The 19,957-nt window shown below is 41.0% G+C and carries 17 protein-coding genes; 15 read left to right on the top strand and 2 right to left on the bottom strand.

All coding sequences use genetic code 11. The features are described from left to right. The first annotated feature begins 54 nt into the window (after positions 1 to 54). The 12 genes from CYL31_RS09250 (at position 55) to CYL31_RS09195 (ending at position 13,802) form a co-directional block, all read left to right on the top strand. Positions 55 to 1,608 carry an ABC transporter ATP-binding protein gene (locus CYL31_RS09250; protein WP_212918619.1) on the top strand — a complete coding sequence of 518 codons (1,554 nt, stop codon included), beginning with the start codon at positions 55 to 57 and terminating at the stop codon, positions 1,606 to 1,608. Further along, entirely contained in the window at positions 1,605 to 2,672 is a 1,068-nt protein-coding gene (locus tag CYL31_RS09245) for an ABC transporter permease (protein ID WP_212918618.1), read from the top strand. The genes CYL31_RS09250 and CYL31_RS09245 overlap by 4 nt, the downstream gene beginning before the upstream one ends. 9 nt (positions 2,673 to 2,681) lie before the next feature. Continuing rightward, positions 2,682 to 3,614: an ABC transporter permease gene (locus CYL31_RS09240; RefSeq protein WP_212918617.1), complete on the top strand. Its 933-nt coding sequence runs from the start codon at positions 2,682 to 2,684 to the stop codon at positions 3,612 to 3,614. Between the two features lie 113 nt (positions 3,615 to 3,727). After that, the gene (locus CYL31_RS09235; RefSeq protein WP_212918616.1) at positions 3,728 to 4,795 is read left to right on the top strand and encodes a BMP family ABC transporter substrate-binding protein; all 1,068 of its coding nucleotides are present in this window, start codon (positions 3,728 to 3,730) and stop codon (positions 4,793 to 4,795) included. A gap of 162 nt (positions 4,796 to 4,957) precedes the next feature. Beyond that, entirely contained in the window at positions 4,958 to 5,965 is a 1,008-nt protein-coding gene (locus tag CYL31_RS09230) for an adenosine deaminase (RefSeq protein ID WP_212918615.1), read from the top strand. 105 nt (positions 5,966 to 6,070) lie between these two features. After that, positions 6,071 to 6,439 (top strand): DUF2750 domain-containing protein, encoded by a 369-nt coding sequence (locus tag CYL31_RS09225; protein ID WP_212918614.1) that lies wholly within the window; start codon positions 6,071 to 6,073, stop codon positions 6,437 to 6,439. A 30-nt stretch (positions 6,440 to 6,469) separates the two neighbouring features. After that, positions 6,470 to 6,967 carry a DUF2946 domain-containing protein gene (locus CYL31_RS09220; protein ID WP_212918613.1) on the top strand — a complete coding sequence of 166 codons (498 nt, stop codon included), beginning with the start codon at positions 6,470 to 6,472 and terminating at the stop codon, positions 6,965 to 6,967. A gap of 153 nt (positions 6,968 to 7,120) precedes the next feature. Then, positions 7,121 to 8,515: a PepSY-associated TM helix domain-containing protein gene (locus tag CYL31_RS09215; RefSeq protein WP_212918612.1), complete on the top strand. Its 1,395-nt coding sequence runs from the start codon at positions 7,121 to 7,123 to the stop codon at positions 8,513 to 8,515. Between the two features lie 174 nt (positions 8,516 to 8,689). After that, on the top strand, positions 8,690 to 9,649 hold the full coding sequence (locus CYL31_RS09210; protein WP_212918611.1) for a class I SAM-dependent methyltransferase: 960 nt from the start codon (positions 8,690 to 8,692) through the stop codon (positions 9,647 to 9,649). Positions 9,650 to 9,659: 10 nt separating this feature from the next. After that, on the top strand, positions 9,660 to 9,830 hold the full coding sequence (locus CYL31_RS09205) for a hypothetical protein (protein WP_012069620.1): 171 nt from the start codon (positions 9,660 to 9,662) through the stop codon (positions 9,828 to 9,830). Between the two features lie 290 nt (positions 9,831 to 10,120). Beyond that, a complete protein-coding gene (locus CYL31_RS09200) occupies positions 10,121 to 11,758 on the top strand; it encodes a phosphoethanolamine transferase (RefSeq protein WP_212918610.1) in 1,638 nt (545 codons plus the stop codon). 79 nt (positions 11,759 to 11,837) lie between these two features. Next, positions 11,838 to 13,802 (top strand): LTA synthase family protein, encoded by a 1,965-nt coding sequence (locus tag CYL31_RS09195; RefSeq protein WP_212918609.1) that lies wholly within the window; start codon positions 11,838 to 11,840, stop codon positions 13,800 to 13,802. A gap of 71 nt (positions 13,803 to 13,873) precedes the next feature. On the opposite strand, the gene CYL31_RS09190 is transcribed toward CYL31_RS09195, so the two are convergent. Together CYL31_RS09190 and CYL31_RS09185 are read right to left on the bottom strand one after the other, a co-directional pair. After that, a complete protein-coding gene (locus CYL31_RS09190) occupies positions 13,874 to 14,539 on the bottom strand; it encodes a class I SAM-dependent methyltransferase (RefSeq protein WP_212918608.1) in 666 nt (221 codons plus the stop codon). Between the two features lie 117 nt (positions 14,540 to 14,656). After that, positions 14,657 to 15,553, bottom strand: coding sequence for a LysR family transcriptional regulator (locus CYL31_RS09185; protein WP_212918607.1), 897 nt, complete (start codon positions 15,551 to 15,553; stop codon positions 14,657 to 14,659). A 117-nt stretch (positions 15,554 to 15,670) separates the two neighbouring features. Here CYL31_RS09185 and CYL31_RS09180 point away from each other — a divergent pair, with 117 nt between their 5' ends. The 3 genes from CYL31_RS09180 to CYL31_RS09170 all read left to right on the top strand — a co-directional run bounded on the left by CYL31_RS09180 (position 15,671) and on the right by CYL31_RS09170 (position 19,877). Next, a complete protein-coding gene (locus CYL31_RS09180; RefSeq protein WP_072840901.1) occupies positions 15,671 to 16,732 on the top strand; it encodes a 4-oxalomesaconate tautomerase in 1,062 nt (353 codons plus the stop codon). Between the two features lie 61 nt (positions 16,733 to 16,793). Further along, complete coding sequence (locus CYL31_RS09175) at positions 16,794 to 17,876, top strand: Bug family tripartite tricarboxylate transporter substrate binding protein (RefSeq protein WP_212918606.1); 1,083 nt, start codon at positions 16,794 to 16,796, stop codon at positions 17,874 to 17,876. A gap of 30 nt (positions 17,877 to 17,906) precedes the next feature. After that, complete coding sequence (locus tag CYL31_RS09170; protein WP_212918605.1) at positions 17,907 to 19,877, top strand: tripartite tricarboxylate transporter permease; 1,971 nt, start codon at positions 17,907 to 17,909, stop codon at positions 19,875 to 19,877. Positions 19,878 to 19,957: the final 80 nt, after the last annotated feature.

The raw sequence follows: 19,957 nt of genomic DNA, 5'->3' as shown, positions 1-19,957 counted from the left end.
ATCGAAAAATGAGCGGCCTCACTTACCCAATCTCTATAAAAAGGTGCTGGAACATTGAAAAAACATAATTTGGTATCACGCCTTGAGCTTGTGAACCTTACCAAACAATACCCTGGCTGCCTTGCCAACGACAACATCAGCATAACGCTGATGCCAGGAGAAATTCATGCACTATTAGGGGAAAACGGTGCAGGAAAAAGCACTTTAGTTAAAACCATTTATGGTGTCGTCGCTCCAGATAAGGGCGATATAATCTGGGATGGCAAAGAAGTTGATATTAAATCGCCATCAATTGCGCGTGATTTAGGCATTGGCATGGTATTTCAGCACTTTTCTTTATTCGAAACACTTACCGTTAGTCAGAATATCGAATTGTGCTTAAGTAAAACGCAATTAAATAAAATTGGCGATTTAGCAAAAAAAATTACTCAACTTTCTGAAGAGTATGGTTTAAACGTTAATCCAAGCCGCTACGTACATTCACTTTCTATTGGAGAAAGACAACGTGTTGAAATCATGCGCTGTCTCGTTCAATCGGTAAAACTGCTGATATTAGATGAACCCACTTCAGTTCTTACGCCGCAAGAAGTAGCTGGGCTATTTGGCGTTTTACGAACATTATCTAAAGAAGGCTGCAGTATTTTATTTATCAGCCACAAACTCCATGAAGTGACAGAAATTTGCCATAAAGCAACTATCTTACGTGGCGGAAAAGTAGTCGACACCTGCGTACCAAATGAAGAAACACCAGCTTCTATTGCCAAAATGATGGTCGGTGACCTTGCAGAACAAGATGCTGGATACGCTAAGAGAGAAGGCAATGAACGAGTCTTTCATGTTGAAAACTTATCTCTTCCAGCCAAACAGCCTTTTGGTACATCTCTGAAGAATATCAATTTCGAATTAAAGTCTGGTGAGATTCTCGGCATTGCAGGGGTTGCCGGTAATGGTCAAGACGAGTTAATGGCGATTATCAGTGGCGAAGACGAACGTAATGTAAAACACAGCCTCTCACTCGACAATCTAGACATAGGCCATTTACATGCCGGTGAGCGCCGTAAACTTGGTATGGCATACGTTCCTGAGGAACGATTAGGACGAGGTGCTGTTCCAGATATGAGCTTAACGGAAAATACCTTATTGACTCACAGCGATGGCTTCTTAAAAAACGGTCTAGTGGAATGGCAAAATGTCAAAGAGTATACCTCTGCCCTAATCGCTAAATATAAAGTGAAATGCCACGGCGAATTTTCAGAAGCCAAAAGTTTGAGCGGTGGTAACTTGCAAAAGTTCATTATGGGGCGAGAAATAGGCCAAAACCCAAAAGTACTTATCTGTGCTCATCCTACCTGGGGCGTGGATGTTGGTGCGGCACTTGCCATTCATCAAGCTTTATTAGAACTTCGTGATCAAGGTGCGGCCATTCTTCTTGTGTCAGAAGACATAGACGAATTATTTTTACTAGCAGATCGCATGGCTGCAGTTTGTGATGGCTACTTATCGCCCGTGGTAAGAACCGAAGTGACCAATATAGACCAAATAGGACAATGGATGGCAGGAACCTTCATTAATAACACATCGAATCGCACCCAAGAGGCCAAGGCATGATCCGCATTCAAGCTCGTACTGAGCCAAGTTCCATCATGAAAGTAGTCTCGCCATTACTTGCTATTACATTAACCCTAATTTTCGGCTGCATTCTCTTTTCGGCTATTGGCAAATCTCCGACTCAAGCCTTACATGTGCTACTAATTGCACCTTTGGCAGACAGCTATAACATCGGTGAAATGTTCGTCAAAATGGGACCTCTGTTACTTTGCGCCGTCGGTTTATCTTTATGTTATCGAGCCAACATGTGGAATATCGGCGCGGAAGGACAATTACTGGCAGGCGCATTAGGCGGTTCTGCGATGGCACTTTATTTTATCGACTCAGAGTCTGCCTTTGCCCTTCCCATTACCTTATTGGCCGGCATTATATCAGGCATGCTTTGGGCGGCTATTCCGACTTTTTTAAAGCTACGCTTTAACTCAAACTTAATTTTAACCACCATCATGTTTAACTACATCGCCTTGTATCTTCTTATTTGGGCCGTACACGGACCTTTACGAGATCCACAAGGTTTTGGCTTCCCTGAATCAGCTATGTTTGCTGACTCAACACTCTTGCCAACACTATTTGAAAGCAGCCGGATTCATCTCGGAATTATTTTCGCCATTGTGTCTGCTTTCATTGCTTGGTTTATATTAAGTAAATCACACCTTGGCTTTCAAATTAGAGTTTTTGGCTCTGATGAACCAGCAGCAAGATACGCAGGTTTCAGTAGTAAAAAATTAAGCTGGTTTGTGATGCTATTTGCAGGCGCCTTAGCTGGGCTGGCCGGTGTCAGTGAAACAACGGGGCCGATTGGGCAATTAGTGCCAAACGTATCTCCAGGCTACGGCTATTCAGCGATTATTGTCGCTTACCTGGGAAGGTTACATCCTCTTGGCGCCATCCTAGCGGCGGTTTTCATGGCAGTGCTTTATATGGGCGGAGACCTAGCCCAAATTGAAATGGGCATTCCCGTTGCCGTAGTCAGCATGTTTCAAGGCGTTTTATTGTTCTTTCTTTTGGCTTGTGACTTTTTTATCAATAATCGTCTCGCCTTTTCGAATCAAGCGACAAACTAGGAGCCTATTTTGGACTCAGATCTAATTGTACAAATATTGTTTGCCGCCGTTAAAACCGGCACACCACTACTGTTCATCGCCTTAGGCGAAGTAATTTGCGAAAAGTCCGGTGTATTAAATCTCGGCCAAGAAGGCATGATGCTCATGGGTGCAGTAGTTGGGTTTCTAGCCGCTTACGGCACAGGGAGCGCGGGTTTAGGCGTGCTTGCTGCTATGCTAATGGGCTGCGTAATGAGCCTTATTTTTGCAGTTCTTGTACTTCATCTTGGCGCAAACCAAGTCGCAACAGGGCTGGCCTTAACCATCTTTGGTACAGGTTTGAGCGCTTTTATCGGCTCAGGTGTAGTTGGCCAAACCATAAAAGGCTTCCAACCCATTGCCGTCCCATTACTATCCGACATTCCTTTTATCGGCAAGATTTTGTTTAGCCATGACATATTGGTTTATTCCTCTTTTGTGATGACTTTTGTGCTCATGTTTGTGGTGAATAAAACTCGTATAGGCCTAACTCTTAAAGCGGTTGGCGAAAACCCACATGCAGCCAATGCTATTGGTATAAAAGTACTAAGAGTTCGCTATTTAGCCGTTATGTTCGGTGGTGTAATGGCTGGTATTTCTGGTGCTTACATGTCCTTAGTTTATACGCCAATGTGGGTAGAAAATATGACAGCAGGACGCGGCTGGATAGCACTCGCTTTGGTTGTTTTCGCTTCATGGCGTGTTGGACGAATCATGCTAGGCGCTTACCTATTTGGTTTGGCAAGTATTATGCATTTGGTCTTACAAGGCTTGGGCTGGTCTATTTCACCAAACCTATTAGCCATGCTGCCTTATGTCGCTACCGTTGTAGTGATGGTGATCATCAGTGCCGATAAATTTAAAGAGAAGCTACTTGCACCTCGATCATTAGGTAAAACCTTTGACCCAAGGCAAATGGCCTAAAAGAGCATAAAAATCACAAGAAATCGTTTTGAAGCATTATTTTTTAGATAATACGTTTTAGGCAATACTTTTTAGACTATATAAAAAAGCCTTCGGGCACAAAGGAGCAAGCAATGAAACTTAAAAGTTTACTGGTGGGGTTAGGTCTTTTAGCTGGAGCAAGTATTGCTCAATCAGCAGAGCCATTGAAGGTCGGTTTTGTCTATGTGGGACCCGTTGGTGATTTGGGTTGGAGTTACGAGCATGACATGGGCCGTAAAGGTTTAGAAGAATATTTTGGCGACAAAGTAAAAACAACTTACGTTGAAAACGTGCCAGAAGGCGCTGATGCTGAACGAGTTATAACTCAACTAGCCAAAGCAGGCAATGACCTGATCTTCACCACCTCTTTTGGTTTCATGAACCCAACAGTGAAAGTGGCAAAACGCTTTCCTAAAGTGAAATTTGAACACGCGACGGGTTACAAGCTTGATAAAAACTTAGGCACTTATGTTCTTCGTACTTATGAAGGTCGTTACATTTCTGGCGTAACAGCAGGTATGATGACAAAAACCAATACTATTGGTTATATCGGCTCTTTCCCAATCCCAGAAGTTATTCGTGACATCAACGCCGCATATATGGGCGCAAAAAGTGTTAACCCTGATGTGAAAATGAAAATTGTTTGGGCCAACACTTGGTACGATCCAGGTAAAGAAACGGACGCTGCAAATGCTCTAATGGACCAAGGTGTAGACGTAATGCTACAGCACACAGATAGTCCTGCTCCACTGATTGCGGCAGAAAAACGCGGTTTACGTGCTATCGGCCAAGCTTCAGATCAAAGCAAGTTTGCCCCTAGCGCGCATATCTTCTCAGTTCGAGACAACTGGACACCTTATTACATCAAAGAAGTTCAGGCTGTTATGGATGGCACTTGGAAATCTCAAGATTTCTGGGGTGGATTCCACGATGACATGCTAACACTAGCATCGATTAATCCGAATCTTCCTAAAGATGTTCGCGCTAAAGTTGATACAACATTAGCATCAATCAAGTCGGGCGAATTCAAACCATTCACAGGACCAATCAAAGATAACAAAGGCAATATAGCGGTTCCTGCTAACCACTCGTTAACAGATCAAGAGCTTGCTCAAGTTAACTGGTATGTTGAAGGCATCACAGACGAAATTCCTCACTAACCCCTGTATTCCTATACTTTTTTATATACGGCCAGCTCTGCTGGCTGTATATTCTCCTGCTTTTTTAAACGACCACTCCACAAACACTGCCGCCCATTCTTTTTCATCTTCGTTTTTATCGTTATATTTAAGAATCCAAGGCAAGCATCAAAAGGTAAAACTATGGAAACACTGATCGAACTATCAAAGAAAATGCCCAAAACTGAGCTTCACCTACACATTGAAGGCACCTTTGAGCCAGAACAGATGTTTGCCATAGCACAGCGCAATCAGGTCGCCTTAAAATACAACACTGTCGATGACCTAAAAGCGGCGTATCAATTTACCAATCTACAAGATTTTCTAGACCTTTATTACCAAGGCATGTCAGTACTTCTTCATGAAGCCGATTTCTATGACCTTACCATGGCGTATTTGAAAAAAGTGCGCAGTGAAAATGTTGTCCACGTAGAGATCTTCTTTGACCCTCAAGGTCATTTGTCTCGCGGTGTCAGTTTTGATGTTCAAATCCAAGGTATTTACAACGCCCTTCAAGACGCGGAGAAAAAATGGGGCATGACATCAAAACTCATTATGTCTTTTCTAAGGCACCTAAGTGAAGAAAGTGCATTTGAAACCCTCGAACTGGCAAAGCCTCATCTAAAATGGATCGATGGCGTTGGGTTAGACAGTTCGGAAGTAGGACACCCGCCGGAAAAGTTCTTACGTGTTTTTGAAGCATGCAAAAACCTCGGATTAAAAGTCACGGCACATGCTGGCGAAGAAGGACCACCAGAATACGTTTGGCAAGCCATCGATCAAATCGGTGTTGATCGAATTGATCATGGCAATAGAGCTTTGGAAGATGACAAGCTAATTGAAGCGATCAAGCAACGCAATTTAACACTAACAGTTTGCCCTCTTTCTAATTTAAAACTTTGTGTCGTTAATGACATGAAAGATCATCCAATTAGAAATATGTTAACACTTGGCCTAAATGCAACGGTTAATTCAGATGATCCAGCCTATTTCGGCGGCTATATGAACGACAACTACGCCTCGTTAATTAATGGCACTAGAATTAGTAAAGAAGAATTATTTCAACTAGCCAAAAATGGCATCACTGGCAGTTGGATGGAAGACCATCACAAAGAACAGCATTTAAAACAACTAAACATCTTGTTCAAATAAGCTGTTTTTTTATCTGCCACATTGATTAAGAAAGATTGAATTAATCACTCTTTTGGTCAATGTGGTAAGATGCCATTTTTTATCTTACCGAATTGAGCCAATCCAATGTCGAATCCAATCCTTCTTGATGATACTTTCTACCGCTTACCTAGTAGCGAACGCTATGACCATGTTTTGAACTTGGTAAAAAAAGGCACCTCTGTATGGACACTTGCTGACGCTGAAGGCTGTTTGATCATAGATCTTGGTAGCGACAAAGTATTACCAATTTGGCCAGCTGAAACCTTAGCAACCACTTGGGGTGAGAAAGATTATCAAGGCTTTAATAGCTTAGAAATTAACGCCGCAGACTGGGCTGAAAAATGGCTACCAGGTATGCAAGGGGATGGTTTTTCTGTCGGTGTAGCACCAAATCTAGCTGGTGAATGTATTGTTTCTTCGGCAGAAGAACATGCCGCTGATCTTAAAAGCTAGTCGCTATTGCTGATAGCAAAGACAAGCACAGTGTACTTTCAATCAAAAAGCTCTCAACTCAAGAGCCATCGAAATAAACTCACACAGTTCGCTGTGTGTGTTTGCTTGTTTGCTGTTTTTCTTATTTATTTTGGTCCGCTGTTCTCACAAATAAGCAATGCACTTTCGTCCCAGCCAACCATGGCGCCAATGTCTATGGAAAACATGGAGATGGAAGCCATGGGTATGCCAGGGCACGACCATGCCAAAATGCTTTCCGAGCAAGCGAACAGCAAGCAAAAACGAGTAAGCTCTGCACATATTAGTCACCACGGGCATCACGCGCACGGTGAAAGCGCTAATTTATTAGAAGCCTGCGGTTATTGTTCCCTGCTCTTTCATCTAAACTGGATGGACGCCAAAACCTTTGAACTTGTTCCACTAACACAAAGCCGTTACCCAAACATGGTAACGACGACTATTTCGCACAAATATAATGTGCCCTTCACCTCCATTCTCCCCAGAGCACCACCTGTAATTTCGGTCTAATTAGTACCATAATTTATATAAAAAAAACGACGCAGCCCTATTCAGATTCAACACTGAACAGATATTTATGTGCGCGTCTTTCATGATGATAGAAAAGTGAGATTGTCACTCAGAGGCGTTATTTTGCCCTTTTCTATAAGACGAGAAATTACAATGTCGACAAAAACGAATAACAAGGCATCCGAATCTTCTTCAAATGCGATACTACTTTTAATTACACGACTGCATTTTTATATTGGCCTTTTCATAGGCCCATTCATCTTTGTAGCGGCTCTCACGGGAACTATCTATGTGATTACGCCACAAATTGAAAACGCCATCTATAAAGATGTTCTAACAACACAAAGCGTGGGCGAGAATAAGCCTCTCTCCCAACAAATTGCAGTAGCGAAATCTCAGCTAACAAAAGATCTGACCCTATTCGCTGTTCGCCCAGCACCAGAAAAAGGTGATACAACACGCGTGATGTTTCTTGATAAAGAGGCTGAGCTATCTGGTGCTAGAGCAATATTTATTGATCCAGTCACACTTGAAGTGACAGGCAACTTACCTGTTTACGGTACAAGCGGTGTATTACCCTTTAGAACGACCATAGACTTTATGCATCGCCAATTGCTCTTGGGAGAGTTCGGTCGATATTACAGTGAGCTTGCCGCATCTTGGCTTTGGATTGCAGCGCTTGGTGGACTTTTCCTTTGGTATAAGGGGGGCAAGAAAAACAAAGCAGAATTCGCGAGCAAAACAGAACATCTGCGTAAGCGCCGCCGCCATTATCAAGTTGGTCTTTGTCTTTTTGTTGGCCTGATCTTTGTTTCTATTACGGGGTTAACTTGGTCAAAATGGGCTGGCGATAACATCAGTACTTTGCGCAATAGCATTGGCTGGATAACACCTTCAGTCTCACAAGACCTGACAACTATAGATCACAATATGATGATGTCAGATGAGCATGCAGATCATCTCAATCATTCAAGTCATCACAACATGCAGACAAAGAAGCAAACGGCGGAAAAATTTGAAAATGTTGATGCTCTGTTTGATGGTGTACTCAAGGCAGCAAGAGACGCAGGAATTGATGCCAATAAGCTAGAAATAAGACCTTCATCAACAAAAGACAAAGCATGGCGAGTAAGTGAGATCGATCGATCTTGGCCGACTCAAGTAGACAGTGTTGCCGTTGATGCTAGTACTATGACTATCACCAGTCGTGCCGATTTTGCCACTTTCCCTATTGTTGCCAAGCTGATTCGCTGGGGCATTGATGCTCACATGGGTGTTTTGTTTGGTGTTGTAAACCAAATAATACTGACGGCATTTGGATTATCCCTATGCTTTATGATTATTTGGGGGTACAGAATGTGGTGGATTCGCCGCCCACAGGCCGGATCAACGTCTAAACCATTATTGCAAGCATGGGCAAGACTGACTGGTCCACAAAAAATAATCACCGTACTAATCGCTATTGCAATGGGTATAAGTATGCCAGTTATGGGCGTTAGCTTACTCGCCTTTTTGTTAATTGATATTTATCGCTGGAAGCGTCAATAATTCTATTTCTAACAACTCAATATTCATCGAGCCAACCACTGGCTCGATGAATATTTTCTACCGAAACACCGAATATCTTCCTTCTGAACACCTTATTTTGGCTTTTTCTGGCCTCTTGGCTTGTTATCAGTAAAATACGTGCTCTTATTTCATCACCATCAGAATACTTATTTTATGGACACGCAGTCACTCGCAACACTTACTGAACACGTTTTGCTTAAGCTAGCCCAACTTCCACAAGGTGCTCAACGACTATTTCATGGGCGAGGACGCTGTTTTCCAGGTTTAGAACAGATCACAGTAGACTGGCTTGAAGGGCAAATCTTGGTAGCTCTATTTAAAGAGCCAACATTCGATGAACTAGACAAACTGAATGAAGAAATCATCAATTGGACAAATAAACCAGAATGGAATGGTAGCAAAGCACAATCGCTATTACTTCAGCACCGAAGCCGTGAACGAAGCCCGACTGAATGCCTCTGGGGGAATTATCAAGAGCAACAGATCGTTAACGAAGAAGGCCTACTTTTTCAGCTCGATCTAGGTAAGAATCAGAACTCTGGTCTTTTTCTAGATATGCGATACGGACGACGCTGGGTAAAAGAAAACAGCCAACACAAACGCGTACTCAATCTATTTGCTTATACCTGCGGCTTCTCTGTAGCTGCCATAACGGGTGGTGCAGATTTCGTGGTTAATCTAGACATGGCTAAAGCGGTTCTGAGCCGTGGCAGAGAAAACCACCGCCTCAATCAACATGATTTAAACTGTGTGAAATTCTTCGCCCATGATATTTTCAAATCTTGGGGCAAAATCAAAAAATATGGCGAATATGATCTTATCATTATAGATCCGCCTACATTCCAGCGTGGCAGCTTTGCTTTAACTAAAGATTATCAAAAAATATTGCGCCGCTTACCTGAGTTATTAACCGAAAATGGTCAAGTACTTGCCTGTGTCAACGACCCAAGCATTCCTGCGCAATTTTTAATTGATGGCATGCGCGAAGAAGCACCAAACTTAGAATATCAATATCGACTCACTAACCCTCCAGAGTTTTTAGATATCGATATCGAAAGCGGACTAAAAGCACTTATATTTCAGAAAAAATCTGATGAAAAGTTAACTAATTAAGGAAGCAACAATGTCTAAAACAACTGTCACATTCGAATACGAGAAAGAAACTAAAAACAGCGTGCGTTATCAAGAAGTACCTGAAGAAGGAAAAGCCCCAATTATGGGGTCGCTTTATGTACAGAAGTGGTTTGCGGGCAACAGCAAGACGCTAGAAATCACCATAGAGAAAAAAGACTAAGCAAAAATTCCTACTCTTAACTATGCAAACCCACTCGCCTTTCAGCCTTTCTACTATCTTATTTTAATGCGATTGAAGAAAGGCTGCTCTCCCTATTATCTCTACCCTAGACGAAAATCCATTTTTTCTCAAAAACACACTCAATATATGAAAAAAATATAAAAAAACCACAGCAAAAAACAAAAAACACACTAAAAATACTTTTTAATCCACAAAAGAAAAGTTGCTATAAAAAAAATAGAAACTAAGCTTATGCTTACTGTTAATTTAGCAAAAAGTGGCAATCTCAGATGAACTTAAAATTAGAATCATTATCAAAAATCAATAAAAAATCCTATTTTCAATTGTCCATATTGATTGCTTTATATTATGCTTTAATTATAAACATTCCATTCTATATCAAGCTATACGATATTTTAGAAAAATCTAATTCTATGAATATTGGTCTTTTTTTATCCATGCCAATTTTTATATTTGCTATTACCAATATTTTATTCAATCTGATTAGTTGGCCCTATATTGCTAAACCAATTTTTATTTTCCTGATTTTAACCTCCAGCATAGTCAGTTATGTGATATATAATTATGGTATATCTGTCGATTATGGAATGATTCAGAACACCTTTGAGACTGATATTGGTGAAGCCAAGTCTTACTTAAGTGTTCACTCTATATTTTGGGTTACTATTACCGGTATCATTCCATCATTAGTGGTGGCTTTTGTGAAGATAAAAAAACGAGTTAGTATAATAAAAAAACTAGTATCAATCTTTATTTCTATTCTTATCATTCTTCTTATCGCTTTTTTTTACTTTAAAGATTTAAGCTATATTGGTCGGAAAAACAGTGAATTGAAAGAAATGATCGTTCCAACCTACTACCTTTCAAGCTCTTATAAATACATAAGAAGCACCTATTTTTCGATCCCAGTGGTTTACAAAAAGATCGGTGAAGATGCAAAGCAAATCTCTAGCAACACGTCAAAAAAGCCAACGCTATTTTTCTTTGTTCTGGGCGAAACAGCACGTTCACAAAACTATCAATTGAACGGCTACCCAAGACCAACCAATGAGTACACTAGCAAACAAAATGTTATTTCATTTAAAGATGTCGCCTCTTGTGGCACAGCAACCGCCGTATCTGTACCTTGTATGTTTTCCGCTCTAACAAGAGAGGAATACCAGGAATCTATCGCCAAGCACCAAGATAATGCTATCGACATTCTTAAAAGGGCAGGTATTTCATTACTTTGGAAAGAAAATGATGGCGGTGATAAAGATGTCGCTGACAATATAACTAAAACAACATTAAATCGTGAAGAAATAAGTGAATTCTGTAATGGCAACAACTGCTACGATATGGCTCTATTGGAAAACTTAGATTCCGACATTAAAAATATGCAAGGCAATAGAATTATCTTTATACATTTGATGGGAAGCCATGGACCAAATTATTTTAAACGCTATCCAGATAATCAAAAAAAGTTCGCACCGGATTGTCAGAGAAATGATGTTGAAAATTGTTCTTCAGAAAGCATTATAAATTCTTATGATAATACTATTCATTATACCGATTTTGTCATTAGCAAACTTATTGACAAACTTAAAGGCGTTAGCGACCAGTATAATACTGGGCTTTTATATCTTTCAGATCATGGTGAGTCACTAGGGGAAAATGGCGTATTTTTGCACGGCCTTCCCTACTCATTTGCCCCAATTTACCAACGCAGAGTTCCGCTCATGCTATGGATGTCTGACGACTTCGAAAAAACTAAAAATATAGATCAAGCTTGCCTAAAAAATGAAGCTCAAAATAGTAGCATATCGCAAGATTACATCTTCCACTCTCTGCTTGGCATAATGGATGTAACAACATCCGTCTATAAGCCAGAGCTGGATCTTTACAAAAAATGCCGAGAAATCAAGTAAAAAATATACGCCATTTTTACCTTTTTTTTACTTTATCTACTATAAATTAGTCACATATAATAATTTATAGAGATAAGATATGCCAAAAGAAAAAAGCTCGATATTACGTGCTCTGTCTCCTCTCAGACCGTATTTGTTTTTTTTAGCTCTCACCCTGCTTTGCTTGTCCCTAAGCCGTTTGTTACTGATGATCTGGAAATATGATCGAATCGATAGTATTGCCGATTGGATCACATTGCTTGGTTTCGGCTTACGTATCGATATCGCGTCCATCTCATACATCATTGGCATACCAGCGGTTATCAGCTTACTTATCTCTGGCATACCCTATATCAATCGTATTTGGGATTTTCTTACTCGAGTCTGGTTAACCTGTACCTTTGTTCTACTCATTTTCATGGAAGCTTCGACTCCAGCTTTTATTGAAGAATACAGTCTAAGACCTAACCGCCTTTTCGTAGAATATTTGCTCTACCCGAAAGAAGTATTTTCTATGCTTATTGAAGGCCATAAGCTCACTTTACTTCTAACCTCATTAATTACCACTATCACTGTTATTTTGGCCTACCAGTTTTTCCGAAAACAGAGCATAACCAACCGTCCGCAACCTAAATGGTTCGAGCGCCCCGTGTTAGTTGCGATCATTTTTTGCCTTGCTTTTCTTGGCGCTCGTTCCAGTCTACAACACCGACCAATCAACCCAAGCTATACCGCATTTACTAATGACCCTCTAGTCAACAGCTTAACGCTTAACTCGACCTATTCACTTATGTATGCGGTGAGTCAAATGGCCGATGAAGTAAGCTCATTTGAACTATACCCAAAAATGAATCAGGACAAGGTGATTACTGAAATTCATAAGGCTATGGGGCTAGAAAAAGATCAGTTTACATCAGAAGAATTTCCGACTTTGCACACACAACAAGCAACGTTACATTTTGATCGCCCAAAAAACCTCGTTATCATTCTTGAAGAAAGCTTAGGGGCACAATTCGTTGGCAGTCTGGGTGGACTTCCTTTAACACCTGAATACGATAAATTAGTGCCTGAAGCTTGGTCATTCAACAATTTATATGCGACAGGAACTCGCTCAGTACGCGGCATAGAAGCAGTTATCACTGGCTTTGTTCCTACTCCAGCGCGAAGCACAGTAAAACTCCCTAATTCACAAACTAACTTTTTCACGATCGCCAAGTTACTTGGTAAGCAAGGTTATGACACCAATTTCATTTATGGTGGTGGGGCTCATTTTGATAATATGAAAACTTTTTTCTTAGGCAATGGCTTCAACTCCATTATCGAAGAGAAAGACTTTGTAAACCCAGAATTTGTAGGCTCTTGGGGAGTAAGCGATGAAGACCTTTTCACGAAAGCCAATCAAGACTTTGTCGCAAAATCAAAGACAGGAAAACCTTTTTTCAGCTTGGTCTTTAGCTCCTCAAACCACGACCCATTTGAATTCCCTGACAACAAAATTGAGCTTTACAATTCACCAAAAGCGACTCGTGAGAATGCTGTTAAATACTCAGACTATTCAATAGGTCACTTTTTTAGACTGGCAAAACAAGAGGACTATTGGAAAGATACCGTATTCTTAGTGGTTGCCGATCATGACGCACGCACCACCCGCTCTGATTTAGTGCCCATTCCAAGCTTTCATATACCTGCTTTAATCATAGGCGATGGAATAAAACCTAAAAGAGATAGTCGATTGGCTAGCCAAATAGACTTAGCGCCAACACTTTTATCATTAATTGGCGTTGATTCCGAACACCCAATGATTGGCCAAGACTTAACAAAAGTCGGTGATGATTATGTGGGACGGGCGATTATGCAATTCAATGAAAACCAAGCTTTCTTAAAAAACGGTAAAGTTGTTATATTGCAGCCGAAAAAATTGCCAAAAACCTTCAGCTATGAAAGTACGATCCTAATACCAGATGAAGACGTCAGTGAGGATTTAATAAACCAAGCCATTGCACATCCACTGTTAGGAACTTGGCTTTACAACGAGAAAAAATACGACATACGCAGAACCAAATAAGTCATCGTCATAAAAATGCCGAACGAAAGCTCGGCATTTTTATATTCAATTGATAACTCAAATTAGGATATTTAGGTTTTAGCCACGCCTTTCTGGTACGACAAAATTTGCCCTTTAAATGGCGACGCTAAGTAATTTGTCGCGCCAGGTTTTCGTTGATGATGAGAATAGCCCAAAAGAATCATTTTTTTACTAAAAGGAGCATGGTGGCCACGGCCAAGGTCCACCAGTAACACCAAACAATTCTCTGCCGCATGCTTTTCAATAAAAGCGGATAAAAGATCGACATGGAACCGTTCATACAAAATATCGCTGCCGATAATACAATCGTATTTGCCTAAGTCAGTACTCGGATCTTGCCAGCTCGCCCTAATAAAAGGTATCGGCGGATCGCCATTCAGTAGCGTATTTGCTTTAAGAAAATTGCCTGCTTCAGGGTGATAGTCCGTGGCCGTAATATTAGCAAATCTATGATTAAGCACCAAGCTTGCCAACCCAATACCACATCCAACTTCTAGTATTTTTAAACCATCAATTTCATGTTCAAACATTAGATGAGCGAGCACTTCACCAGATGGCCAAATCACGCCAAACAAAGGCCATACTGCAGATGAAATGCCAAGGTTTAACGCAATATTGTCGTCATCTGAAAACTCTTGATTATCACGCAGTGTACGCACATGAATATCGGTCTTATCAAACTCAATGGTTTGATAACGAACACGAAAGTGAGACATAGAAGCCCTAGATGATGCACGGAAATAGCAAACGCTATTAAACTGAAACACCATACTAGCTGTGTTATTTAAAATATCCTAAGTTTAGTTCTATCGCCCCTTTTCAGTATCTCATGCTTAATTAACCGACCAGCGCTCCAACAGGATATTAATAAATAGATCTGCCGCAGGAGATACCGATGTTGAACTGCGTTTGACAAGACCAATCGAGCGGTCAATTTTTTGGCCTTTGAGCGGTCTAGAAGTCAATACCGATGCACTACTTAATGGCATGGCTAATTTGGGTACAATAGATATGCCTAAACCCATTTCCACCAAACCAAGTGATGTAGACAGATGCTGAACTTCATAGAAGCTATTCAGCTGCACTTGATCTCTTGCTAGAGATTTATCCAATAAAATTCGGTTACCGCTGGCACGACCTACAGTAATCAATTTATACGGCTCCATATCCGTCCATGAAACTTCATCTAACTCACATAATGGGTGATCTTTACGTAAACAAACCACAAATGGATCATCAAGAAGCGGCGTAAAAGATACTTCTGGATGCTGAGCTATGGCCATATTTATACCAAAGTCCGCATCTCCACGAATAACTGATTCCAAACCATGATTGGCACTTTCGTCCAAAATTTGAATACGAATACCGGGATAACGTTCATTAAAGACATTAATAACACTGGGCAAAAAATAAAATGCAGCGGTGGGGATACAGGCAATAGTGACTTTACCTTTCTGCTGAGAAGCCATGTCTTTTATGCCTAGAACAGACAACTCAAACTCCTCTACCATGCGGCGGGCTTTTGGCAAAAACTCACGACCTACGGAGGTTAGCCAAGTTTTTCGAGTCGTTCGTTCAAATAATTGCGTACCTAAAATAGCCTCTAATTTTTGCATCCTCCGGCTCAAAGCCGGCTGAGATAAAAAGGTTAATTCAGCGGCATCATGAAAATTCCCTGTTTCCGCAATACGTATAAAGATAACCAAATCTTTAAATTCTATTTGATGCATTACCGCCCCCATTGATTCGTTTTACACATCAATTATGACGTATCTTTGCATTTGATGCACGAATATAGATTGTGAGACTTTAGCTACAAGCTATTACAACAACAAAGGTTTATCACAATGTCACAAACCATATCTTGCATCATCATGCGTGGCGGCACCTCAAGAGGACCCTATTTACAGATCTCAGACCTCCCTCAAGACCGGAATGCCTGTGCAGATGTTTTGTTAAAAATTATGGGATCCGGCCATGAACTTCAACTTGATGGCATTGGTGGAGGAAATAGCTTAACAAGCAAAGTGGCGATGGTTGGCGCTTCAACTCACCCAGATGCGGATGTTGATTATTTATTTGCTCAAGTAGGCATAGTAGAGAAAACTGTAGACTTTGCGCCAAACTGCGGAAATATGCTTGCGGGTGTTGCGCCTTACGCCATAGAAACTGGCTTATTCCCGGCTAGCGAAGGAACGACGACGGTACGCATTCATAATCTAAACACCGGAAAGATTATTCATTCAACAGTACAAACTCCTCAAGGCAAAGTAGAATATACCGGAAATACTATTATTAGCGGTACGAACTCGCCTGGCGCCCCAATTCAGTTAACATTTTTGAATGTAGAGGGCGCAAAAACAGGTAAGTTATTACCCACTGGTAGTGCTCTGAACATTATCGATTCGGTAGAAGTTACTTGTATTGATGCTGCGACACCAGTTGTTTTAATCCAAGCAAGTGATCTTGGAAAAACCGGCTATGAAACGCCAGCAGAGCTAGATAACGATATTGAGTTTATGACTCGTTTAGAAGTTATTCGCCTTCAGGCAGGTGAGCTAATGGGTATGGGGAATGTTTCAGACTCTGTGATACCTAAGCCTATTTTACTTTCTCCAGCTCGTTTTGATGGAACCATCAATGCTCGCTACTTTGTCCCACATAAATGCCATAAATCATTAGCCGTTACGGGAAGTATCGCTATTGTGACTGCGTGTTGCCTTCCAGGAACCGTAGCCTCAAAACTCATTGGTGATAAAGACTCCGAGTCCCATTTCACCCTTGAACACCCTTCAGGAAAGATCGAGCTTAGCGCTCAACGCAAGGAAGACAATTTATCTGCGTTAAATAGTGTATCGGTAATCCGTACTGCAAGAAAAATACTCTCAGGTACGGTTTATCTTAATTAACTATCAATACAAAAAATAATAAACGTATTAAACATTCATAAAAACAAGAAAGGTGAATTCAATGAAAAAACTTTCTAAGCTCTTAGGGGTTTCTGTCTTAACTTTTGGCTGCCTATTGGCGTTACCAACAAAAGCACAAGATACTGAACTTCCGTCAACCATTAACTGGACGATTCCATTTGGGGTCGGTGGTGGTACTGATGTTTGGGCTCGCTTTGTTGCTCCACATTTAACCAAAAGCCTACCAGGCAACCCAACTGTGGTTATAAAAAACCAACCGGGTGGCGGCTCTATCACAGGCACTAATCTTTTTTTTCAACGCGCAAAAAGTAATGGCGAGGATATCTTAGGAACATCGGCATCAACACTTTATCCATTTATGTTAGGGGATAAACGTGTTCGCTATAACTTTGACAAATGGATTCCGTTGATGGCTAGTCCAACTGGTGGTGTCGTATACGTACAACCAGATCTAGGTGTTTCTTCTGCCAATGATATTGCGAAACTTAACGGTGTTACTTTACCGTTTGGTTCTCAAAGCCCAACAGGTTTAGAACTACCCGTATTTCTGGCTTTCGAAATGTTAGGGCTTGATATAAAACCCGTTTTTGGAATGAAAAGCCGAGGGGCTGGCCGCCTTGCATTTGAGCGTGGCGAAGCCAAAATAGATTTTCAAACGTCTTCTGCCTACTTAAGCTCTGTCGTTGATCTTGTTGATAATAAAAAAGCGATTCCGCTATTTTCATTAGGCATTCTTAATAATAAAGGCGAAATCGTTAGAGATCCTGCTTTTGCAGACCTTCCGACATTTGAAGAAGTCTATTTCAAAAAATTTGGTAAACAACCATCTGGTATGGAATACACAGCTTATAAGAAATTCTTAGCGGCTGGATTTGCCTTCCAGAAAGTCATTTTCATCCCTGCGGATACACCAAGTGACATCATCCTTACATACCAAAACTCAGTAAAACAGATGCTACAAGATCCTGCCTTTATCAAAGATTCAGAGATACAAGTAGGACCTTATGAAAACGTTGTAGGTATTGATGCTGCTCAATATCTTAGCGATGCCATTACCGTTTCTCCTGAGTTGTACACTTGGATTTCCGATTGGCTAAAAACGAAATTTGATTACAAGCTGTAAGCTGTAGTTTTAAATTAGGAGTGATTGTTAATGATTGAGTTCCTCAGCGCCCTGGATCAAATAATGTCAGTTGCCCATCTAACCTACCTAATTGCTGGTGTATTGGTTGGATTAGTAGTCGGCATTATTCCCGGACTTGGTGGCATCGCCGGTATGTCCTTACTTTTACCTTTTTTATATGGGATGGAACCTTCCGTTGGTCTTGGTATGCTGATGGGACTCGTTGCAGTAATACCTACTGGTGATACTTTTACCTCTGTGTTAATGGGTATCCCTGGTTCAAGTTCATCGCAAGCAACAGTCATGGATGGCTTTCCTCTTGCGAAGAAAGGCCAAGCAGCTCGTGCACTATCTGCCGCGTTCTTATCATCAATGATAGGCGGAGTGGTTGGAGCAATAGTGCTAAGTGTCTTTATTCTCGTCGCTCGCCCTGTTGTTTTAGCCTTTTCCTCAGCGGAGCTCTTTATGCTTACGCTACTAGGACTAAGCGTTGTCGCTGCTCTTTCCGGCGCCAATGTTTACAAAGGCTTAGCGGCTTGTGGTTTCGGTCTTTTGGTAGGCGCTATTGGCGGAGCACCAGCGACAGGCGAGTTCCGCTTCACTCTAGATATCGACTATCTTTACGACGGCATTCCATTGGTAGTGGTTGGTTTAGGGATTTTTGCTTTACCTGAAATTATTAGCTTATTAGTGAAAAACAGTGCGATTGCCTCTTCACCAAATAAACTGGGACATGGCTTAAAACAAGGCTTTAAAGACGTATTCGCAAACCTTCCATTAGTGGGTAAATCCTCTATCTTCGGCAGTTTAATTGGCGCGATCCCAGGCCTCGGTGGATCAGTCGTCGATTGGATGACATACAGCTTTGCCATCAACTCGAGTAAAGACTCATCTCAATTTGGAAAAGGCGACATTCGTGGCGTCATCGCTCCTGAGTCTGCCAATAATGCCTGCGCATCAGGTAGCATGATTCCGACTATTTTGTTCGGTGTACCAGGCTCTGGCGCGGCGGCAGTTTTTCTAGGCGGTATGTTGTTGCTTGGTATCCAACCGGGCGTATCAATGATAACGACCCACCTTGATCTGACGTACACCATTATTTGGTCTCTTGCTCTGGCTAATATTCTAGGTGCAATTTTCTGTATTTGTTTTACGCGTCCTATATCGCTACTCACTTACATCAAATTTTCAGTACTGACACCTATTATTTTGACTCTTATCTTGTTTGCTGCCTATCAGGCAACACGAAGCTTAGGCGACTTTATTTTATTGGGTGTAGTGGCAACTCTCGGTATCATGATGAAAGGGGCAAATTGGCCTAGACCGGCATTTTTAATTGGCTTTGTATTATCTTCTGGAGCGGAGAATTACTTTTTCCAAAGCATTCAATTTTACGGTTACTCTTGGTTTTTACGTCCTGGGGTTATTGCTATTGCCGCACTCATTATTGTCGGTTTTGTCCTGCCCCCTATTCTGAAAAAAAGGAAGCAGAAAAGCGTTTTGAAAGAAGAGCCATCTCCACAAGAAGTCCAAAAAGACAATATCGTCAAAACGGTTTCTTGGACAGATTGGGGGATAATCGCAATTATGAGTGTATATGCCACTTATGCCCTTGCGAATATTTGGGACACATCTATGCTAACAAAAGCATTTCCCATGATTGCCATAGCAATTGTCTTATTTTCCGTAGTAATGATTCTGAGCAAATACATTAAAGAAAAACACACAAGGATACCATCAGACTTATCCATGCATTTGGTGTATATCGCTGGCTTCTTTGTCATTGCTTATGGGTATTACTTATTTGGCTTTATTTCAACAACCTTTGTATTTTCACTCTTGTTCTTGAAACTCTTAGCAAAAGTGTCTTATCTAAAATCAACGATTATTGCTATTGGTCTGGTTATATTCTTAGTCACTATTGGCAGAGTCATGAACGTGGACTTTCCAGAAGGCTTCTTTGACCCTTACCTACTAAACGCAATAAAAACCTTTATCTAAGTACTATCACCTTGAATCCCAATGCATTTTTACTTGCATTGGGATATTTTTTATAAAATATAGCCCCTACTATTCTTTTA

The sequence above is a fragment of the Marinomonas sp. A3A genome, assembly GCF_018336955.1.
Classification (GTDB): Bacteria; Pseudomonadota; Gammaproteobacteria; order Pseudomonadales; family Marinomonadaceae; genus Marinomonas; species Marinomonas lutimaris.
This window is presented reverse-complemented; position numbering and strand designations above follow the sequence as displayed.

What these genes read in the sequence shown, in the direction of transcription:
- CYL31_RS09195 (WP_212918609.1), top strand. Translation starts at nt 11,838, where the DNA reads ATGCCAAAAGAAAAAAGCTCGATATTACGTGCTCTGTCTCCTCTCAGA.
- CYL31_RS09225 (WP_212918614.1), top strand. Translation starts at nt 6,071, where the DNA reads ATGTCGAATCCAATCCTTCTTGATGATACTTTCTACCGCTTACCTAGT.
- CYL31_RS09210 (WP_212918611.1), top strand. Translation starts at nt 8,690, where the DNA reads ATGGACACGCAGTCACTCGCAACACTTACTGAACACGTTTTGCTTAAG.
- CYL31_RS09215 (WP_212918612.1), top strand. Translation starts at nt 7,121, where the DNA reads ATGTCGACAAAAACGAATAACAAGGCATCCGAATCTTCTTCAAATGCG.
- CYL31_RS09205 (WP_012069620.1), top strand. Translation starts at nt 9,660, where the DNA reads ATGTCTAAAACAACTGTCACATTCGAATACGAGAAAGAAACTAAAAAC.
- CYL31_RS09170 (WP_212918605.1), top strand. Translation starts at nt 17,907, where the DNA reads ATGATTGAGTTCCTCAGCGCCCTGGATCAAATAATGTCAGTTGCCCAT.
- CYL31_RS09175 (WP_212918606.1), top strand. Translation starts at nt 16,794, where the DNA reads ATGAAAAAACTTTCTAAGCTCTTAGGGGTTTCTGTCTTAACTTTTGGC.
- CYL31_RS09180 (WP_072840901.1), top strand. Translation starts at nt 15,671, where the DNA reads ATGTCACAAACCATATCTTGCATCATCATGCGTGGCGGCACCTCAAGA.
- CYL31_RS09230 (WP_212918615.1), top strand. Translation starts at nt 4,958, where the DNA reads ATGGAAACACTGATCGAACTATCAAAGAAAATGCCCAAAACTGAGCTT.
- CYL31_RS09235 (WP_212918616.1), top strand. Translation starts at nt 3,728, where the DNA reads ATGAAACTTAAAAGTTTACTGGTGGGGTTAGGTCTTTTAGCTGGAGCA.
- CYL31_RS09185 (WP_212918607.1), bottom strand. Translation starts at nt 15,553, where the DNA reads ATGCATCAAATAGAATTTAAAGATTTGGTTATCTTTATACGTATTGCG.
- CYL31_RS09190 (WP_212918608.1), bottom strand. Translation starts at nt 14,539, where the DNA reads ATGTCTCACTTTCGTGTTCGTTATCAAACCATTGAGTTTGATAAGACC.
- CYL31_RS09245 (WP_212918618.1), top strand. Translation starts at nt 1,605, where the DNA reads ATGATCCGCATTCAAGCTCGTACTGAGCCAAGTTCCATCATGAAAGTA.
- CYL31_RS09200 (WP_212918610.1), top strand. Translation starts at nt 10,121, where the DNA reads ATGAACTTAAAATTAGAATCATTATCAAAAATCAATAAAAAATCCTAT.